Origin of the sequence: Acinetobacter sp. CWB-G5, from assembly GCF_019209785.1 — a bacterium.
Lineage (GTDB): Bacteria > Pseudomonadota > Gammaproteobacteria > Pseudomonadales > Moraxellaceae > Acinetobacter > Acinetobacter johnsonii.
The window spans coordinates 1-17006 of sequence record NZ_JAHUTF010000015.1; the positions used below are offsets into that span (position 1 = coordinate 1).

The 17006-nt window shown below is 41.5% G+C and carries 16 protein-coding genes; 8 read left to right on the top strand and 8 right to left on the bottom strand.

The genetic code is table 11. The features are described 5' to 3' along the window. Positions 1-134: 134 nt before the first annotated feature. A complete protein-coding gene (locus KVY11_RS15390; RefSeq protein WP_005402030.1) occupies positions 135-704 on the bottom strand; it encodes a peptidylprolyl isomerase in 570 nt (189 codons plus the stop codon). A gap of 96 nt (positions 705-800) precedes the next feature. Here KVY11_RS15390 and KVY11_RS15395 point away from each other — a divergent pair, with 96 nt between their 5' ends. Next, on the top strand, positions 801-1469 hold the full coding sequence (locus KVY11_RS15395) for an acetoacetate decarboxylase family protein (protein WP_218289441.1): 669 nt from the start codon (positions 801-803) through the stop codon (positions 1467-1469). 47 nt (positions 1470-1516) lie between these two features. Here KVY11_RS15395 and KVY11_RS15400 read toward each other — a convergent pair whose 3' ends face one another. After that, on the bottom strand, positions 1517-2590 hold the full coding sequence (locus tag KVY11_RS15400; protein ID WP_218289442.1) for an alpha/beta hydrolase: 1074 nt from the start codon (positions 2588-2590) through the stop codon (positions 1517-1519). Between the two features lie 198 nt (positions 2591-2788). Here KVY11_RS15400 and KVY11_RS15405 point away from each other — a divergent pair, with 198 nt between their 5' ends. Then, positions 2789-3337: a hypothetical protein gene (locus KVY11_RS15405; RefSeq protein ID WP_218289443.1), complete on the top strand. Its 549-nt coding sequence runs from the start codon at positions 2789-2791 to the stop codon at positions 3335-3337. Between the two features lie 135 nt (positions 3338-3472). Here KVY11_RS15405 and KVY11_RS15410 read toward each other — a convergent pair whose 3' ends face one another. Beyond that, positions 3473-3700, bottom strand: a complete 228-nt coding sequence (locus KVY11_RS15410; protein ID WP_004697397.1) for a hypothetical protein — start codon at positions 3698-3700, stop codon at positions 3473-3475. Between the two features lie 922 nt (positions 3701-4622). Between KVY11_RS15410 and grpE the strand changes: the two genes are divergently transcribed. From grpE to KVY11_RS15435, 5 genes are all read left to right on the top strand, one after another. Further along, positions 4623-5171, top strand: coding sequence for a nucleotide exchange factor GrpE (gene grpE / locus KVY11_RS15415; protein WP_004977697.1), 549 nt, complete (start codon positions 4623-4625; stop codon positions 5169-5171). A gap of 119 nt (positions 5172-5290) precedes the next feature. Beyond that, positions 5291-7231 (top strand): molecular chaperone DnaK, encoded by a 1941-nt coding sequence (dnaK, locus tag KVY11_RS15420; protein ID WP_062031141.1) that lies wholly within the window; start codon positions 5291-5293, stop codon positions 7229-7231. A gap of 114 nt (positions 7232-7345) precedes the next feature. Next, on the top strand, positions 7346-8170 hold the full coding sequence (gene blaOXA / locus KVY11_RS15425) for an OXA-211 family carbapenem-hydrolyzing class D beta-lactamase (RefSeq protein WP_218289444.1): 825 nt from the start codon (positions 7346-7348) through the stop codon (positions 8168-8170). An 82-nt stretch (positions 8171-8252) separates the two neighbouring features. Continuing rightward, a complete protein-coding gene (locus KVY11_RS15430; RefSeq protein ID WP_218289445.1) occupies positions 8253-9164 on the top strand; it encodes a matrixin family metalloprotease in 912 nt (303 codons plus the stop codon). 115 nt (positions 9165-9279) lie between these two features. Further along, positions 9280-9654 carry a hypothetical protein gene (locus KVY11_RS15435; protein WP_005401765.1) on the top strand — a complete coding sequence of 125 codons (375 nt, stop codon included), beginning with the start codon at positions 9280-9282 and terminating at the stop codon, positions 9652-9654. A 60-nt stretch (positions 9655-9714) separates the two neighbouring features. Here KVY11_RS15435 and erpA read toward each other — a convergent pair whose 3' ends face one another. The 4 genes from erpA to KVY11_RS15455 form a co-directional block, all read right to left on the bottom strand. Beyond that, positions 9715-10050, bottom strand: coding sequence for an iron-sulfur cluster insertion protein ErpA (erpA, locus tag KVY11_RS15440; RefSeq protein ID WP_004697409.1), 336 nt, complete (start codon positions 10048-10050; stop codon positions 9715-9717). 118 nt (positions 10051-10168) lie between these two features. Next, entirely contained in the window at positions 10169-11170 is a 1002-nt protein-coding gene (locus KVY11_RS15445) for a putative solute-binding protein (RefSeq protein WP_171065367.1), read from the bottom strand. Positions 11171-11401: 231 nt separating this feature from the next. Further along, positions 11402-12412 (bottom strand): putative solute-binding protein, encoded by a 1011-nt coding sequence (locus tag KVY11_RS15450; RefSeq protein WP_125281102.1) that lies wholly within the window; start codon positions 12410-12412, stop codon positions 11402-11404. Between the two features lie 254 nt (positions 12413-12666). Beyond that, positions 12667-13677, bottom strand: coding sequence for a putative solute-binding protein (locus KVY11_RS15455; RefSeq protein WP_218289446.1), 1011 nt, complete (start codon positions 13675-13677; stop codon positions 12667-12669). Positions 13678-13908: 231 nt separating this feature from the next. On the opposite strand from KVY11_RS15455, the gene KVY11_RS15460 reads away from it, so the two are divergent. Beyond that, positions 13909-15849, top strand: a complete 1941-nt coding sequence (locus KVY11_RS15460) for an ATP-binding cassette domain-containing protein (protein ID WP_218289447.1) — start codon at positions 13909-13911, stop codon at positions 15847-15849. Positions 15850-16480: 631 nt separating this feature from the next. On the opposite strand, the gene KVY11_RS15465 is transcribed toward KVY11_RS15460, so the two are convergent. Continuing rightward, on the bottom strand, positions 16481-16849 hold the full coding sequence (locus tag KVY11_RS15465) for a hypothetical protein (protein WP_218289448.1): 369 nt from the start codon (positions 16847-16849) through the stop codon (positions 16481-16483). Positions 16850-17006 lie beyond the last annotated feature (157 nt).

Genomic DNA, 17006 nt, shown 5'->3' on the forward strand with positions numbered 1-17006 from the left:
GTGCTTTTAACTGGTTGTTTTATCGGGTGTTGTATTTTTATGCACTAAAAAGGTTCAAAAACATGCAGTCACACACCTAACCCAATAATTTTAAAGCAAAAATATAAATTTAATATTTCTGCTCTCTTTTTTCATTACTTTTGCACTGCTGCTGCTTTAATATTCACACTGAGAATTTTAACAGGTTGTTTCGGTACATCTTGATGTGGCCCTGCACGTCCTGTCGGTACTTTAGTGATCTTATCCACCACATCCATACCTTTAGTAACCTGACCAAAAACCGCATAACCTGCGTTATTGGTACTTCTATCTAGAAAGTTATTATCCACCACATTAATAAAGAACTGACTGGTTGCAGAATGCGGTAGGTTGGTTCGTGCCATCGCCAAAGTGCCACGTTTATTCGATAAACCATTGCTTGATTCATTTTGAATGGCTGGTCGAGTTGGCTTTTCTACAAGGTCCGCAGTCATACCCCCGCCTTGTACCATGAAACCCGGAATGACGCGATGAAAGATCGTACCGTTATAAAACTTAGCTTTCGTATAGTCTTCAAAGTTTTTTGCTGAGATGGGTGCTTTATCATTAAACAGTTCAATTTCGATGTTGCCCATTGATGTTTTCATTTCAACAATCGTGTTATTTGCCATGACCGCCATACTCATACATGTAGCCGCCACTGCAACTAAACTCTTCTTTAACATTTCGTTACTCACAGCATTCAGATGTTATTAGATTTCGGTATATTAATCGTTCAGTATAAATAAAACACTACTTCTTCTAAGAAAACGAGAATAACGATGAATGAAGCTTTAGCCCTGTCTCAATTGAGTCAATTTCCACCTTGGCATTTACAAGGTGAAGCCTTTATTTTGAATTATTGGATTAGTCCGCAATTTATTCGACAATATAACGCGTTTCGTATCGCCCCGTCCCCGATTGGTCGTGTGGTTCAAGTCATGTTGGTGCGTTATCATCAATCCCCTGTTGGACCTTATGATGAACTACTTTTACTCGACCATCCTTTACTGAGCAAACGGCGTTTAAGTTCGATTCCTAAAATTTATGTGTCTACACAGATTTCAGTTGAACATGGTCAACAACTTTGGGGTATTCCGAAAGAGTTTGCTCAGTTTGATTGGTATACGCAGAATGAAACAACACAATGTCAACTCAGCACTCAAAACCAAACCCTGTGTTTAACACTCACCCAGTGCAAAAAGGCACGTCCGTTTTATATTAATAGTCATCACATTCCACGTTCTATGCTCAAAATACAGCAAGCGTGGCAAGGTCAACGTTATGAGTTTTCTCCACAGTTTCGCGCAAAGCTAATGAAACTGAAAAAATTTGAATGGCAAAACCATACCACTCTCTTTCCAGACTTTGGCCAAGCCAAGGCTCTACAAAGTTTTTATGTCCCGAGCTTTCAGCTCGTTTTTCCAGAAGCCAAAATCCGCTCTAAATAAAAAAAGAATGTTCCACGTGAAACATTCTTTTTAAAATTCATGCTTTTTTATTTGGCATTCTTATCCCAAAATTTTCTAAAATCCTTTGCCATATCTATGGTGATTTTTTTTGCCCGACGAGAAATGATGGTGAAGTTCACAAACCCATGGGGTTGATCTAGATAATTCTGATAATAAACCTTATTGCCCTGCTGCTTTAATTTGATGGCATAAATTTCACCTTCATCATGCAATAAATCATGACCTGCGGTGATGACAAAAGCGGGTGCGACACTTTTTAATACGCCATAAGTCGGCGAAACAATAGGATCATCCAGAGCTACCTGATGTTGTTCAGCATACAACGACGTCACTCTATCGACATCTTGCCCCGTTAAGGTCAGTCCATCTTTATAAGCAAAGAACGATGGATGGCGACTTTTGAAATCGACCACGGGGTAAATTAACAGTTGTGCACTTGGCGCATAAGCTTTTGCAGCAGTTCGCTGCGCCACCACGGCACTGATATTACCACCTGCACTATCGCCAGCCACCGCAATTCGATTTTTCAAAATTTTGAACTGACGACGGTTTTGATAGACCCAAGCCAAAGCATCTTCACAGGATTGAATCAATAAATTCGGACCAACTTCTGGCGCCAAAGGATAGTCAATACTGAGCACCTGCACTTTGGCATGGATTGCAAGTAAGCGACAGACTTCATCATGGCTGTCGAGGCTGCCAACCACGAACCCGCCGCCATGATAAAACACCAACATCGGAAGTTTCTTATTCGGTGCAGGATGATAATGCCGCGCAAATACAGTTCCACTTTGTAAAGGTAGACGTAAATCTTCCACTTGTTTTACCGCGCTGGGTTTCGCGGTCAACATTTGAATTTGATGATCAAACAATTTACGCGAACGATGATAGTCTTCAAAAATAAAGCCCGATTTGCCTTGCTTATATTGAGCTGCCATTAAGCATTTAATAAAGGGATCTAATTGCTCAAACTGGTGAGGATAACCCAGCGCTTTAACCAAGCCTTCTTGTGCTACTGTCGGTAAGCGATCAATCACTCGTGCCGCACTGCCTTGGCCTTGTTCCATCCATTGTTGTAAAGTTTGATTCAACACGCCCATGTCAATAATATCCTTTTATCGTTCTTCATATTCTCTACATGATCAGCACTTACGTGACCATTCTCTTATATAAGTCTTCACATCAAGATACATAGCAATACGCCCTATACGCTAATCTTCTTTTAAGAGCTTGTCATTGACAATTTTTATGCCGATTTAGGAGTGTTTTGCTACTCCGTTTTATGAAGGAGACCTGCCATGACTAAAAAAATAATATTCCTCTCGCTCATCAGCACCTTATTTGTTGGTTGTGTGGCTTTTCCTGAGGATGGCTATTATGACGGACGCTATGACCACCGCTATGATTATGACGATCGACGCTACGACCAGCATAATCGCTATGAACGTGAACGAGACCGCCAACGTTGGGAATACCAACAACGACAAAACCGTATCGAACGCGAACGTCGCGAGGCAGACCGAAACCGCCAAAGACATGCTGAATGGGAACGCCAAAACCGCGAACAAGAACGGCAACGTATTGAAGCTGAGCGCAAACGGATCGCTAACCAACGTCATCAAGACTGGCAACAGAAAAAGCGTGATCAAGAGCGATTAAACCAAGAACGTAAACGTTATGATGCTGAGCGTCAGCAACGACAAAATGCCGAACGCAAACGTCGTGAGCAAGAGCGTCAACGAACTGAAGATCGACGCAAACAATCCAATAACGATCGCAAGCAACGTCCCGATGATCAACGCCGCGATCAAAACAAAGGTTGGGATAACTCACGTCAAGAACGATAAAATCGTCATCGCACATCAGACTGATGAAATAACACGGCTGAACAGCTTGAGTTATTTACTCCCTAAAAAAGACCTTCACGGCATCCTGTGAAGGTCTTTAACAAAGCGAATGTAAGAGAAGTTCTCTTTTAAGCTTTATTGTTGTGTTGTCGCAGGTGTAGATTGGATGGGTTCAATCTGAGCCGCAGGATCTGCTTGAACCTCGACTCCAGCACTTCCCTCAACGGTTGCTGTTGCATCTGGTGCCGTGGTCACTTGAGCAGACTCTGGTGCAGTACTGGTTTCATTTGAGCTACAGCCCACAATGGCAAATGCTGAACCTAAAAGCGCTAGAGACAATAATGCAGTTTTCTTATTTAACATTCTTTCATTTCCTTTTACGTCATACAAAAATAGCAAAGCCAAACTTTGCCCTGCCTATCTTTGTCAAATCCGAAAACTTTTACACACGTGCTGAGTTGTATTTTTTGCAGACTCGAGTACAACTTGTGCAATTTTTTATTAATTGGGCACAAATATCACCTTAGCACTACATCTCAACAGCAATGCAAGTTAATGTGCTGATTCTTCATTGTTTCTCTCTTCGGTGAGCAGCACAAAAGGAAATCCATACTTGGCCCATCAACTCTTCAGCATTGCAGAACTCCTGTATGCTGATACACGATTAAATAATGTTATTTTTAAATTTTAAGCAAAAAAAAAGCTTAACCCAAGGTGGATTAAGCTCGAAAAAGCATACAAAAATAAAGAAACCACAGCCTTAAAAATCGAATTTTGAGCGCAAAGCTCGAATCTCTGACAGCATTATACCTTTGCACCGAATAGAGTACTTTTGGGAGACGTACTATTCAAAAACCTAAATCTCTAAATTAGGAGGGTTTCCCCAAGCTATCCAAATAGGTCGCAGTCACCATACTTTGCTCTCTCCACAAAGTATGATCACCGCTGATGAACTCATTATGTGATTAAGCGAAAAATTAGTAAAACAGATAAATTTAATTAAAATAATTCAATGTAACGATTAGCCTTTTTCAACATAAAAAAACTAAAGCCAGATTGGAAATGGACCTTCGGACAGAATAAGCGCCAAGAAAGCCTGATTTCAGCAAATTTTTACCAAAAATACATGAATTAATCACTGAAGCCGCTTGAATTTTTGGCTGTTGCCCCGACCTTTTGTAGTAATCCTGAATTCAATAACGCATGGCAGTTCAGATTAACCCAGTTAACACTGATGCCTGAAGGACTGTACATGTTTAAGAACCCATTTAAACGGAGTAAATCAATGGCGACTGAGCACAATCAAGAAGCTCAAGATCTAGGGCAAGAGCAAGCGGATTCACAAACAGCGCAAACTCAAGCTGAAACGGAGCAAGCTGAAGTTTCAGTTGAGGATTTACAAGCTCAAATTACCAATCTTGAAGAAAGCTTAAAACTTGAAAAAGCACGTACTGCAAATGCTGTATACGAAGCACAAAAAAGTGTAGAGCGTATTCAACGTGAATCAGATAAGCATAAAGACACCGTTCTCGAAAAATTCGCAAAAGAGTTACTCGACTCAGTGGATAATTTAGAACGTGCCCTTAGCGCATCGGGTGAAGAAAAAACACCAATGTTTGAAGGTGTGGAACTGACGTTGAAATCGTTACTGACTGCACTGGAAAAATTTGGTGTGGTCGCAGTTGATACAGCAAGTGGTTTCAATGCGGATTTGCATCAAGCAGTCGGGATTGATCCAAATGCAAAAGCCAACGAGATCGGAACGGTATTGCAAAAAGGTTATACCTTAAATGGTCGTTTGCTCCGTCCAGCAATGGTCATGGTTGGCGCATAAGCCCTATAAATTCGAGAGTTTGTAAAATTTTTTCTTCATTATCACTTGAAAAAAATTGAACGGCTCTCATATCGAATAACAAGCAAAAACATTGCAAAAATTTTTGAGGAATCATCCAAATGGCTAAAATCATTGGTATTGACTTAGGTACAACAAACTCTTGTGTCGCTGTACTTGAAGGCGACAAAGTTAAAGTGATCGATAACGCTGAAGGTGCACGTACAACACCATCGATTATTGCGTATAAAGATGGTGAAATCTTGGTGGGTCAGTCGGCAAAACGTCAAGCAGTGACTAACCCTAAAAACACATTATTCGCAATCAAACGTTTGATCGGTCGTAAGTATCAAGACCAAGCGGTTCAAAAGGACATCGGTCTTGTCCCTTACAAAATCATCAAAGCAGACAATGGCGATGCTTGGGTTGATGTAAACGACAAGAAACTTGCACCACAACAAATCTCTGCTGAAATCTTGAAAAAGATGAAGAAAACAGCAGAAGATTACTTAGGTGAAACGGTTACTGAAGCGGTGATTACTGTTCCTGCTTACTTTAACGATGCACAGCGTCAAGCAACTAAAGATGCGGGTAAAATCGCAGGTTTAGAAGTTAAACGTATCATCAACGAACCAACGGCTGCTGCACTTGCGTTCGGTATGGACAAAAAAGAAGGCGACCGTAAAATCGCGGTTTATGACTTAGGTGGTGGTACTTTTGACGTATCTATCATTGAAATCGCTGACTTAGATGGCGACCAACAAATTGAAGTATTGTCGACTAACGGTGATACCTTCCTTGGCGGTGAAGACTTCGATAACGCTTTAATCGAGTTCTTGGTTGAAGAGTTCAAGAAAGAACAAAACTTCAACTTGAAACAAGATCCACTTGCATTACAACGTTTGAAAGAAGCAGCTGAGAAAGCAAAAATTGAGCTTTCTTCATCAAATGCAACTGAAATTAACCTTCCGTACATCACGGCAGATGCGACTGGTCCTAAACATTTAGTGATCAACGTAACACGTGCAAAACTTGAAGGTTTAGTGGCTGATTTGGTTGAACGTACAATCGAACCTTGCCGTATTGCACTTAAAGATGCAGGTCTTTCAACGTCTGAGATTTCTGATGTGATCTTGGTGGGTGGTCAGTCTCGTATGCCTCTTGTACAACAAAAAGTACAAGAGTTCTTCGGTCGTGAACCACGTAAAGACGTGAACCCTGACGAAGCGGTAGCAATGGGTGCTGCGATTCAAGGTGCGGTATTGTCTGGTGACAAAACTGACGTACTTCTTCTTGATGTTACTCCGTTGACACTTGGTATCGAAACCATGGGTGGCGTGTTAACAGCAATTATTGAGAAAAACACCACGATTCCTGCGAAGAAATCTCAAGTGTTCTCAACTGCTGCGGACAACCAACCTGCTGTAGACATTTCTGTGTTCCAAGGTGAACGTAAAATGGCACAGCAAAACAAATTGTTGGGTAACTTCCAATTGGGCGACATTCCACCTGCTCCACGTGGTGTGCCACAAATTGAAGTATCGTTCGACATTAACGCTGACGGTATCTTAAAAGTATCGGCTAAAGATAAGAGCACGGGTAAAGAGCAATCCATCCAGATCAAAGCAAACTCAGGTTTGTCTGATGCTGAAATCGAAGCAATGATCAAAGATGCTGAAGCGAATGCTGAAGAAGACCGTAAGTTCGAAGAACTTGCGAAAGCACGTAACGAAGCGGATGCATTGGTATCTTCTGCTCAAAAAGCGGTGAAAGATCTAGGCGAGCAAGTAACTGCTGACGAAAAAACTGCTGTTGAAACTGCAGTCGCTGAGCTTGAAACTTCAACTAAAGAAAATGATGTAGAAGACATCAAAGCGAAAACTGAAGCACTTCAAAACATCATCATGCCGATCACGCAACGCGCTTATGAAGCTGCGCAAGGTCAAGGCGGTGCTGAAGGGTTCGACCCGAATGCATTTGGCGGTGACGCTGGTCAACAACAAAAAGCGGACGATGGCGTTGTAGATGCTGAGTTCACTGAAGTAAAAGATGACAAAAAATAATTTGTCTCTTTAATAAAAAACCGCGCTTTCGCGCGGTTTTTTATTACCTAAATATTGTTGTTTCACATTCCACTTTTACCTTAGGCTGATAAAAAATTTAGATCTCAGCCACCCATGAAAAATTTACAGTTGGGCCTCATCGCCCTCATTACAACCTTCGGTTCCGCATGTACCACAATAAGCCCTTCTGTAGAAACAGCTAAAAACCAACAGCAACAAAGTGCGCAGCAGCAGATCCAACAGGCCTTCGATCAACTCCAAACCACGGGTGTGATTGTCATTAAGGATAAATATGGCTTACACAGCTACGGCAATGACTTGAGCCGTGCTCAGACACCCTATGTACCTGCCTCTACCTTTAAAATGCTGAATGCCTTAATCGGACTAGAACATGGTAAAGCAACCAGCACCGAGGTGTTTAAATGGGATGGTCAAAAGCGCAGCTTCCCTGCTTGGGAAAAAGACATGACTTTAGGGCAAGCCATGCAAGCATCTGCCGTTCCCGTTTATCAGGAGCTTGCACGGCGTATTGGCCTAGACCTGATGAAAAAAGAAGTGCAGCGCATTGGATATGGCAATCAACAGATTGGCACCGTTGTCGATAATTTTTGGTTAGTCGGTCCACTGCAAATTACGCCTGTTCAAGAAGTCCTTTTTGTAGAGAAGCTGGCCAATATACAACTCGCTTTTAAGCCAGATGTGCAACATACCGTACAAGACATGCTGCTGATTGAACAAAAAGCGAATTATAAACTCTACGCCAAATCTGGTTGGGGCATGGACCTAGAACCGCAAGTGGGCTGGTGGACAGGCTGGGTCGAAACAGCAACAGGTGAAAAAGTGTATTTTGCTTTGAATATGCATATGAAAACAGGGATTTCAGCTAGCGTGCGTGAGCAACTGGTCAAACAAAGTCTGACAGCGTTGGGAATAATTTAAACCCACAGAGAAGACGCATTTTTTATGTTGCAAAGGTATTATTTACGCTAAAGTAGCTAAAAATAAAGATATATGAAGAAATATGCGTCAAAGTCTCTTGTTTGCTTTACTGGGCTTTTTAGGGTTGATTCTGTATCAAAATATACAACAGCCCCAGCTGCGTCTCAACCCACTGCTGGATCGGCTCACCCATCCTTTCGATCAGCGTATTCGCTATCGTATTGCGGAAGTCGATCCACGTTTTGCTCTTAGTGAACATGAGTTAAAGCAGATTAGCCAGCAAGCCACGGACATTTGGAAACAGGGTTTGGGCCAAGACTACTTTGTCTATGACCCTAATGCTCGGCTCAGTATTCGACTCATTTATGACCAGCGTCAAGATGAGTCGTTACAACGCCGCGATCAACTGTCTAAACTGACACAAAATGAACACGGGCTGAGTCAAAAAAATAATGAACTCAAAGCCATGCAACAAAATCTGGCACGTCACTCAGGGGCCTTAGATGTGCAAAAACAGAGTCTACAAGAACTTAGCCAAAACTATAATGCCATGATCCGTCAGTATAACCAGCACGGCGGAGTTCCTGCTTCGCAGCAAGCGGCCGTACAACAGAGTTTAGCGCAGCTGCATCAACAGCAACACGTTTTAGACCAACAAATTGCCAGCTTTAATCTGCAAGTGAATGCCTACAACCAAAAGGTAGATGAGCTGAACCGTTTGGATCAAGGTCACAATCTGGCCATCGACCAGTTCAACCAACGCTTCCAACCCCGTCTATTTGATAAAGGACTGTTCAATGGGCGTGAAATTCATATTTATGAGTTTGAGTCCAAAGAAGACTTACGTCTGACTTTAGCGCATGAATTTGGCCATGCCCTCGGAATGAAACATCATAATGATCCGAAAGCCCTGATGTACCCAATGCTAGAAGAGCAAGACATGCAGCATTTTCGTTTACAAAGTGCCGATATTGCGTTGTTCAATGCCCGCTGAAGTGATGGATTGCTAAAAATAATCCCCTAATTTTAATATGTGTATGAAATACAATCACAGCACATCTTGACTCGGGTTCGTGTTATTGTAAATAATTGAATATCCACTAGAAGCTTTGGAGACGAATGTGAGTTACTACCATATCTTAATCGAAGTAAATGACCACATCAGTACGATTGAAGAAACTCGTGATATCGAAATCTTTGATATTGTTGAGATTCAACCTTATCTCCATTCTATTCTATTGCCCTATTTTAACGAGCAGCTGTTAGAACTTGAAGATGAAAATTTAGAGTTTAAGGATGTTTTACATCTGGAAGTGAAACAGACGCTTTTACCAATCAATGACTTGATTGAAGAAGAACAGAAACTGTTACCGAGTGACACCGATGTCACCATTACTGCCTATGAAGTTTTTAATAATCGTGATTTAAGCCAAGATGTCACCACGATTATTTTTGACTTACTCGATGCGATTAAACTCGATTGAAAGCGAATGTTTACACATAAAAAAGCCCTCATCATGAGGGCTTTTTTAATCAGATCAGGTTTAGATCGAAAAAGATGAACCACAACCACAGGTGGTTGTTGCATTTGGGTTTTGCACGATGAAACGTGAACCTTCCAAACCTTCAATATAATCCACCACTGAACCGACCAAATATTGATAACTCAACGAGTCAACCAACATTTTCACATCACCATTGATAAATTCTGCGTCGTCTTCATTTTGGTTTTCAGCAAAGTTAAAACCATAAGAAAAACCTGAACAACCACCGCCCGTAACATACACACGAAGCATTAAATCTTGATTCCCTTCACTGTCACGTAATTGACGTACTTTATTTGCGGCATTGTCGCTTAGTTCAAGTGCTTGGGCATTCATCTTAGATTCCTCAGTTCGGTTCAGCTGTCTTTCAAATCAAAAAGACCATATTTCGAGTATAGCATACTCAATATATGGTCCCTATTTGAATATTTAAAGTCAAATCAGACAAATTTTCTCAAGATTGTTTGTAATTTTCATCCTGCAGTCCACATTCAAAGTTTTTCGCCGCTTGCTTACAACGGAATTGCCATAACAGTTTCATCATTCGCTTATCGTAAATACCGCGGTTGGTGAGATCAATTCGTGCTTCCCGCATCATCTTTTGATAACCGGGTTGATCTGCAGCAGGCACCTGCATCCAATATTTTTGCGGAATTTCGGCTTTCATTTTACCCAAGATACCGAATGCACGCGGCAGCTGGCCTTTGACCCATTCCCGTGATTTTTGTCCATAACCTGCAGGGAATTTATCTGGACGAATAATGATATTACCTGTGACCTGTAAAATCGGATAATTTACAATCGCCCCTTTCGTCCCCAAGCCTTTATGTAACTCTAAGGGCTTAAAAACCGCTGCAGGTGCACCAATAATATCGACTTGACCGTTATTAAACTTTGCACCAAAATTCGTGACATCGGCACTCACAGCTTGCGCACCAATTTGTTGAACCATGACTTTTTGCGCTTGGTCATAGTCTAAAACCGCAATTTTCTTGCCTGCGGCTTTCGCTACAGTATTGATGCTACGGTCATTCACCAATAAAAAGGCATCCCCCACAGGAATCACACCTGCGACCTCGTACTTACCATTGACCATATGTTTAGCAAAAGTTGGGCTGGCCAAGCCTTGCATCACTTTAACCGCTAAATTGAGATCGGGAATCGCACCAATTGCGTCGAGTGAGCCTGTAAACGAATTAAATTGACGCCCACGCATGCCTGTAACACTAATGGCATCGCATTTTCCTGCTTTAAAATCCTCAGCAATCACGGCTTCGTTTTGTCCGACCCGCAGTTCAATATCCGCGCCCCAGTTTTTAGCCGCCAACTGATAATCTTTCATCAAACTATAGACATCACCATTTTTGCCAACCAAATCGAAGACACAAACCACTTGTTTGGCCTGTACCATCGCTGTTGCAGAAATGACTAATGTCCCAACACTGAGGCTTTTCATCCACTGTTTCATACATCTTCCTTTAGACTTATTGTTGTTTATTGTGATGAGTCACTCACTTGTGCTCATTGTTATTTTTTAATGCCCCGAATGACACTTCACTCGGTTCAAAACCACTTATTTCCTACGCGCTATACAAATTAGCTGCGTCAAATCCATTTAAATCTCTCAATTAAAAGAAAAAAAGAAAGCTCAATTTAAACTGAGCTTTCTTTGATCACACTCGGCAAATTACTCACCGCCCAGTGAGCATTCAAAGTTGGCTTTATCCACCGAGCAGCGGGCTTTTTTCAAGACCGACATCATTGCTGGATCATAAATGCCTCGTTTGGTCATATCCATCCGACCATCGCGCAGCATTTTTTGATATTTGGTTTTGTCTTCTGCTGTGAGGTTCATTTTGTATTTTGCAGGAATGCCTGCTTCTAAACGACCAATCATTGCGATACTTTTCGGGAGGTTTTTCACAAACCAATCTCGCGATTTTTGTCCAAAGCCTGCGGGAAATTGATCTGGGCGAATCACAAAGTCAGCTGTCACTTGTAGTACAGGGAAGTTAAACATTGCGCCGTTCGTGCCTAAACCTTTATAAATTTCTAAAGGTTTATAAGCATAAGCCGGTGCGCCGACCATATCAACTTGACCATTATTAAACTTCGCCACAAAGTTAGACACATCGGAAATCACCGCTTGCGCACCGACACGTTGCACCATGATTTTTTGGGCATCGTCATAGCCCAAGACTGCAAACTTTTTACCTGCCGCTTTTTCAATGGAATTAATACTTTTATCTCGTACAAAAATAAAAGCTGAACCTAAAGGTGCAATCCCTGCCACTTCATATTTTTTACCGCTAAGATTGGTCACCATTTTGGCCGCATTACGCTGATCCAATGCAAAAGTAATCGCACGTTGTGCAATGGCATTGCTTGGAGCACCGCCCAATGCATCAATAGAACCGACAAATTTATTGTACTGGCGTGCACGCATAGCGGTCATAAACACGCCATCACACTTGCCTGCTTTAAAGTCGTTGTCGGCAACGGCTTCATCCTGACGAGGGATTAAATTAATTTCAGCTCCCCAGCCTTTTGCCGCCAAAGCCCATTCTTGCGCCATTTGATACGACTCACCAGATTTGCCAAGCAAGTCAAATACACAGATGTCCACTTTAGCCGCTTGTGCTGTCGACGCTACACCCAAAGCAGAAAAAGCAGCGAGTGCGAGGGTTAATTTTTTCATTCTTGTGTCCTTGTTCGTTTTGTTGTTTGACAGGTGTCCATACACATGCAAAATATTAAGCAAGTTAAAATTAAAAAAATAGAGCATTTACTCAAAAATTACTGTCAATTGGGCAAATTTTTTTCTTTTCTCTCTTTTTTATTTTCACAGGATTAGTAAAAGCATTTTAAATTCATCATATTAAAATAAAAATCCTGCATCATCCGTTTTACATGAATGATGCTTAATATTACAAAGAAATACAGATTTTCACCTTATTCACCGCCCAATGAACATTCAAAATTGGTGCGTTCAACCGTACAGCGGGCTTTTTTCAACACGCGCATCATCCCTGGGTCATAGACCCCTTGTTTGGTTAAATCAATGCGCCCTTCCCTTAGCAAGCGCTGATATTTTTCTTTGTCTTCCTTGCTGAGTTGCATTTTGATTTTATTTGGAATGGCAGCTTCCAATCGCTGCACCATAGCAAAGGATTGCGGAATTTTTTGCAAAAACCATTGCCGTGATTGCTCGCCAAATTGAGCAGGAAAACGCTCGGGTCTTACAATTAAATCTGCAGTGACATTGACTACGGGAAAGTTAAGCATAGCCCCTTTAGAGCCTAGACCTTTTTCAATTTCTAAGGGTTTATAGGCATATGCAGGTGCAGCAACCACATCGACTTCGCCCGTATTAAACTTTTTTATAAAGTTGGAAATATCCGACATTACAGGTACAGCACCCACTCGCTCCACCATCACCCGTTGTGCCCGGTCATAATGCAGGATGGCAAATTTTTTACCTTGCGCTTTTTCGATGGTATTCAGACTTCGGTCTTTTACAAAAATATAGGCTGAACCAATCAAGCCGATACCTGCCACTTCATAACTTTCCCCTTGTAATGTGGTGGTCATGCGCTTGGTATTTCTAGGATCCAACACATATTCCACCGCCTTTTGTGCAATTTTATTGCTTGGCACTCCGCCTAAGGCATCAATCGAACCTGCGAACTTGTTATAGGTGCGCGCGCGCATTGAGGTCATATACACCGCATCGCATTTATCATTTTGAAAGGCTTTATCGGCCAAGTCTTCGTCCTGAAACGAAATCAACTGTACTTGTGCACCCCATTTTTTACTGACCAAAGCCCATTCTTCTAAGAATTTATAAGACTCCCCTGCTTTACCCAGTAAATCAAAGACACAGACCTGCTGCTTCGCCTGCACCATACTTGAGAAGCCGCACAGGGCTAGCGTCGATAAAATAAAAAATCCTTTTCTTTTCATTATTATCCCTTCATATTTTTGTTTTACTGGGAAAATATATCTGTGTGCTATTCCTCAATATAGGTCAAAAAAGGTCAATTTTTAGCTTTCCGACCAAAGGTCAAATGGTTTCATCCCCCCGCCTTAAAAGAAACGCTTAGAGATTTCAGTTCAGATAAATTTTGAATGTTTAGTCTTTTGCTGACGCATCCATTAGAATAGGTGCACCTTTTTCTGATATTTGATAGTTCCATGATTCAGCTTGATCAAGTTTCATTGCGCCGTGGTGGACGAGTGTTATTTCAAAAAGCCTCCATGCAAATCCATCCGGGTTGGAAAGTTGGTCTCACCGGTGTCAACGGTGCTGGAAAATCAACCCTGTTTGCTGCGCTCTTAGGCTCGATAGGTCCTGATGATGGCACCCTAAGCCGCCCTGCCGTATGGACGGTGGCACACATGGCACAGGAAGTAAAAGCCTTAGATATGGCTGCGATTGATTTCGTCCTGACCGGTGATGAAGAATATTGGAACATTCAACAACAGCTCAACCATCCTGAACAGTTAACTGACACTGAACTGGCTGATTTACATGGCCGATTCGACGAAATTAACGGTTATTCCGCGCCCGCTAAAGCCGCTCAGCTTATGGCGGGTCTGGGTTTTATGGAACATCAAAACCAACTCTTGGTTTCGAGTTTCTCTGGTGGATGGCGAATGCGTTTAAACTTAGCGCGTACTTTGATGAGCCGTTCGGATCTATTATTACTGGATGAACCGACCAACCACTTAGATCTCGATGCTATTTTATGGTTAGAAGATTGGTTAAATGCCTATACGGGCACCCTGATTTTAATTTCGCATGACCGCGATTTCTTAGATGCGATTACTAACCGTATTTTACATATCGAAAATCAAGAACTCACCCTCTATAGCGGCAACTATTCTACCTTTGAAACCACTCGTGCTGAACGTTTAGCACAACAACAACAAGCCTATGAAAAGCAGCTCGAAACACGGGCACATATTCAAAAATATATTGATCGTTTTAAAGCCCAAGCCACTAAAGCACGTCAGGCACAAAGCCGAATTAAACAATTGGAACGGATGCAGCTGCTTGCGCCTGCGCATGTCGATACCCCATTTACCTTTAGCTTCCGTGAACCCACTAAAATGAGTTCACCACTGCTGACTTTAGAGCAGGCTGATATTGGTTATGGCGACAAACTGATTGCCACCAATATCAACATACAAATCACCCCGACGAGCCGAATTGGCTTATTGGGGATGAATGGTGCAGGTAAATCAACCTTAATCAAATCCTTGGTCGGTGATTTACCTTTATTGGCAGGACAACGTAAAGCCTCAGAGCTACTGAATATTGGCTATTTTGCACAGCATCAAATGGACTCACTGGATGAGTCGGCCAGCCCAATGCTGCAATTGGCACGGATTGCGGATAAAAAAATCAGTGAAGCAACCTTACGTGCCTTTTTAGGCAGTTTTGGCTTTAGTGGCGAACGGATGGATACCCCTTGCGAGAGCTTCTCAGGTGGTGAACGTGCACGTTTGGCATTGGCTTTAATCGTGTGGTTACGTCCCAATGTCTTGATTCTAGATGAACCGACCAACCATTTAGACTTAGATATGCGCCATGCCCTGACCATGGCTTTACAAGACTATGAAGGTGCTGTGGTCTTGGTTTCGCATGAACGCCAACTGATTGCCAGCGTGTGTGATGACCTCATTTTAGTCCATGCTGGAAAATCGACCGAATTTGAAGGCGATCTTCACGATTATGCCAACTGGTTACGCCAAGCACGCCTAGAAATGATTAAACAAGGTGGAATCGTAGCGCCGATCGTATCTAAAGTCAGCACTCAAAAAACTATGGTTTCAAAGGTTGATAAAGAAGCGCAGCGTAAATTAGCTGCACAGCGCCGTGAACAAACGCGTCCGATTCGTAAAAATATCGAAAAATGTGAAAGCCTACTGGCAAAACACCAGCCACGTTTACTCGACATTGAAAGTTTACTCGGTGATGCTGGCCTATATGACGCTGCACGCAAAGATGAACTCATGAAACTCATGAATGAGCAAACTGAACTTAAAAACCAAGTCAGTGAAGCTGAAGAACAAATGCTAGAGCTGATGATGCAACTTGAAGAGCTCGAAAGCTCATTCGAAAACGAATAATCTTTCCTCATACACCCTGCCCGCTCTGTTTATGCATGGCGGGTATTTTTATGTCTTAACCATTTTGATTGATTTACTTTGCTGCAACACCAATCGATCTCCCAAAACCTGCCTTTTCGGTCTATGCATGTAATTCAATAGGACATGCACTCACCTAGTCTGAGCATTTTAAAAATATAAGTAATTAAAATTATTTTTTAATAAATAAAGTGATAAATTGATGGATTTTTATTATTTAGATATTCTTAAAAAGCAAAAAACAAGATTGTTTAATTTAGCTAAATTAATTGAATATTCAAATATATACAGCCCTATTTCCATGCATTTCACAGCTTAAAGCCAAATATAATCTTCACAACAGACAGCGAATCTCCATCATGTGCACACATACACCTTTCAAGACAACAAGTTTTGAATTTAAAAAGAGGGAATAAATTTAAAAGATCCGATTTAAATTTAAAAATAAGGCATGGTTTTAAATTTAAAGACCGCACTTGAAACAACTGTGGATAAAATTATACGTATTTTAGCAGCTGATATAAAGTGCTATTTTTATTTATCCACAGGCCAATGCTGTTTATTTATTCAGTTGTTTTAGGCAAATCCATCCTCTTTTTTACGCTCTTTTTCCTTAATTTAATGCAGCTCTTTGTGCCTTTAAAAAACGTAATTCTTGTATTTTCCAACCCTGATCGAAGATCCATGTTTCTTCGATTTGTTGGCGATTTTCAACCAAACCGATCAACACCTGACAGCGTGTTTGGTCACGGTTAAACTCAAATTCTTCAAATTCGACGTCGGGTTTTTGAGGTTTCCAAACCCCATTTTTCACAGCATGTGCGATCTTTTCATAGCGGGTATAGTTACTCTCTACACGATCAGCTTGTTCATAGACCACTTTAAAATGCTCATCTTCATATTGAGCTAAAACTTCATAATTGCCCGTAAAAAATGCATTCACCCAAATGTCGCGTACTTGTTCTAGTTGGTTATCCATCATAATGACCTCACATTTTGCACTGTGCAAAAGACTTGATACTCACATCATGACATCGCTATAAGTCAGTTTAATAACAGTGTACATTGCTTATATTTTATTCAAAAGCATAAAAAATGCTGTAAAAAAAAGCACCCCGCAGGGTGCTTTTATGACTTAT

Bases quoted from the DNA above. Each gene is read 5' to 3' on its own strand.
- KVY11_RS15455 (WP_218289446.1), bottom strand. From the start codon at position 13,677: ATGAAAAGAAAAGGATTTTTTATTTTATCGACGCTAGCCCTGTGCGGC.
- KVY11_RS15390 (WP_005402030.1), bottom strand. From the start codon at position 704: ATGTTAAAGAAGAGTTTAGTTGCAGTGGCGGCTACATGTATGAGTATG.
- erpA (WP_004697409.1), bottom strand. From the start codon at position 10,050: ATGAATGCCCAAGCACTTGAACTAAGCGACAATGCCGCAAATAAAGTA.
- dnaK (WP_062031141.1), top strand. From the start codon at position 5,291: ATGGCTAAAATCATTGGTATTGACTTAGGTACAACAAACTCTTGTGTC.
- KVY11_RS15430 (WP_218289445.1), top strand. From the start codon at position 8,253: ATGCGTCAAAGTCTCTTGTTTGCTTTACTGGGCTTTTTAGGGTTGATT.
- KVY11_RS15445 (WP_171065367.1), bottom strand. From the start codon at position 11,170: ATGAAAAGCCTCAGTGTTGGGACATTAGTCATTTCTGCAACAGCGATG.
- KVY11_RS15395 (WP_218289441.1), top strand. From the start codon at position 801: ATGAATGAAGCTTTAGCCCTGTCTCAATTGAGTCAATTTCCACCTTGG.
- KVY11_RS15465 (WP_218289448.1), bottom strand. From the start codon at position 16,849: ATGATGGATAACCAACTAGAACAAGTACGCGACATTTGGGTGAATGCA.
- KVY11_RS15405 (WP_218289443.1), top strand. From the start codon at position 2,789: ATGACTAAAAAAATAATATTCCTCTCGCTCATCAGCACCTTATTTGTT.
- grpE (WP_004977697.1), top strand. From the start codon at position 4,623: ATGGCGACTGAGCACAATCAAGAAGCTCAAGATCTAGGGCAAGAGCAA.
- KVY11_RS15400 (WP_218289442.1), bottom strand. From the start codon at position 2,590: ATGGGCGTGTTGAATCAAACTTTACAACAATGGATGGAACAAGGCCAA.
- KVY11_RS15460 (WP_218289447.1), top strand. From the start codon at position 13,909: ATGATTCAGCTTGATCAAGTTTCATTGCGCCGTGGTGGACGAGTGTTA.
- KVY11_RS15450 (WP_125281102.1), bottom strand. From the start codon at position 12,412: ATGAAAAAATTAACCCTCGCACTCGCTGCTTTTTCTGCTTTGGGTGTA.
- blaOXA (WP_218289444.1), top strand. From the start codon at position 7,346: ATGAAAAATTTACAGTTGGGCCTCATCGCCCTCATTACAACCTTCGGT.
- KVY11_RS15410 (WP_004697397.1), bottom strand. From the start codon at position 3,700: ATGTTAAATAAGAAAACTGCATTATTGTCTCTAGCGCTTTTAGGTTCA.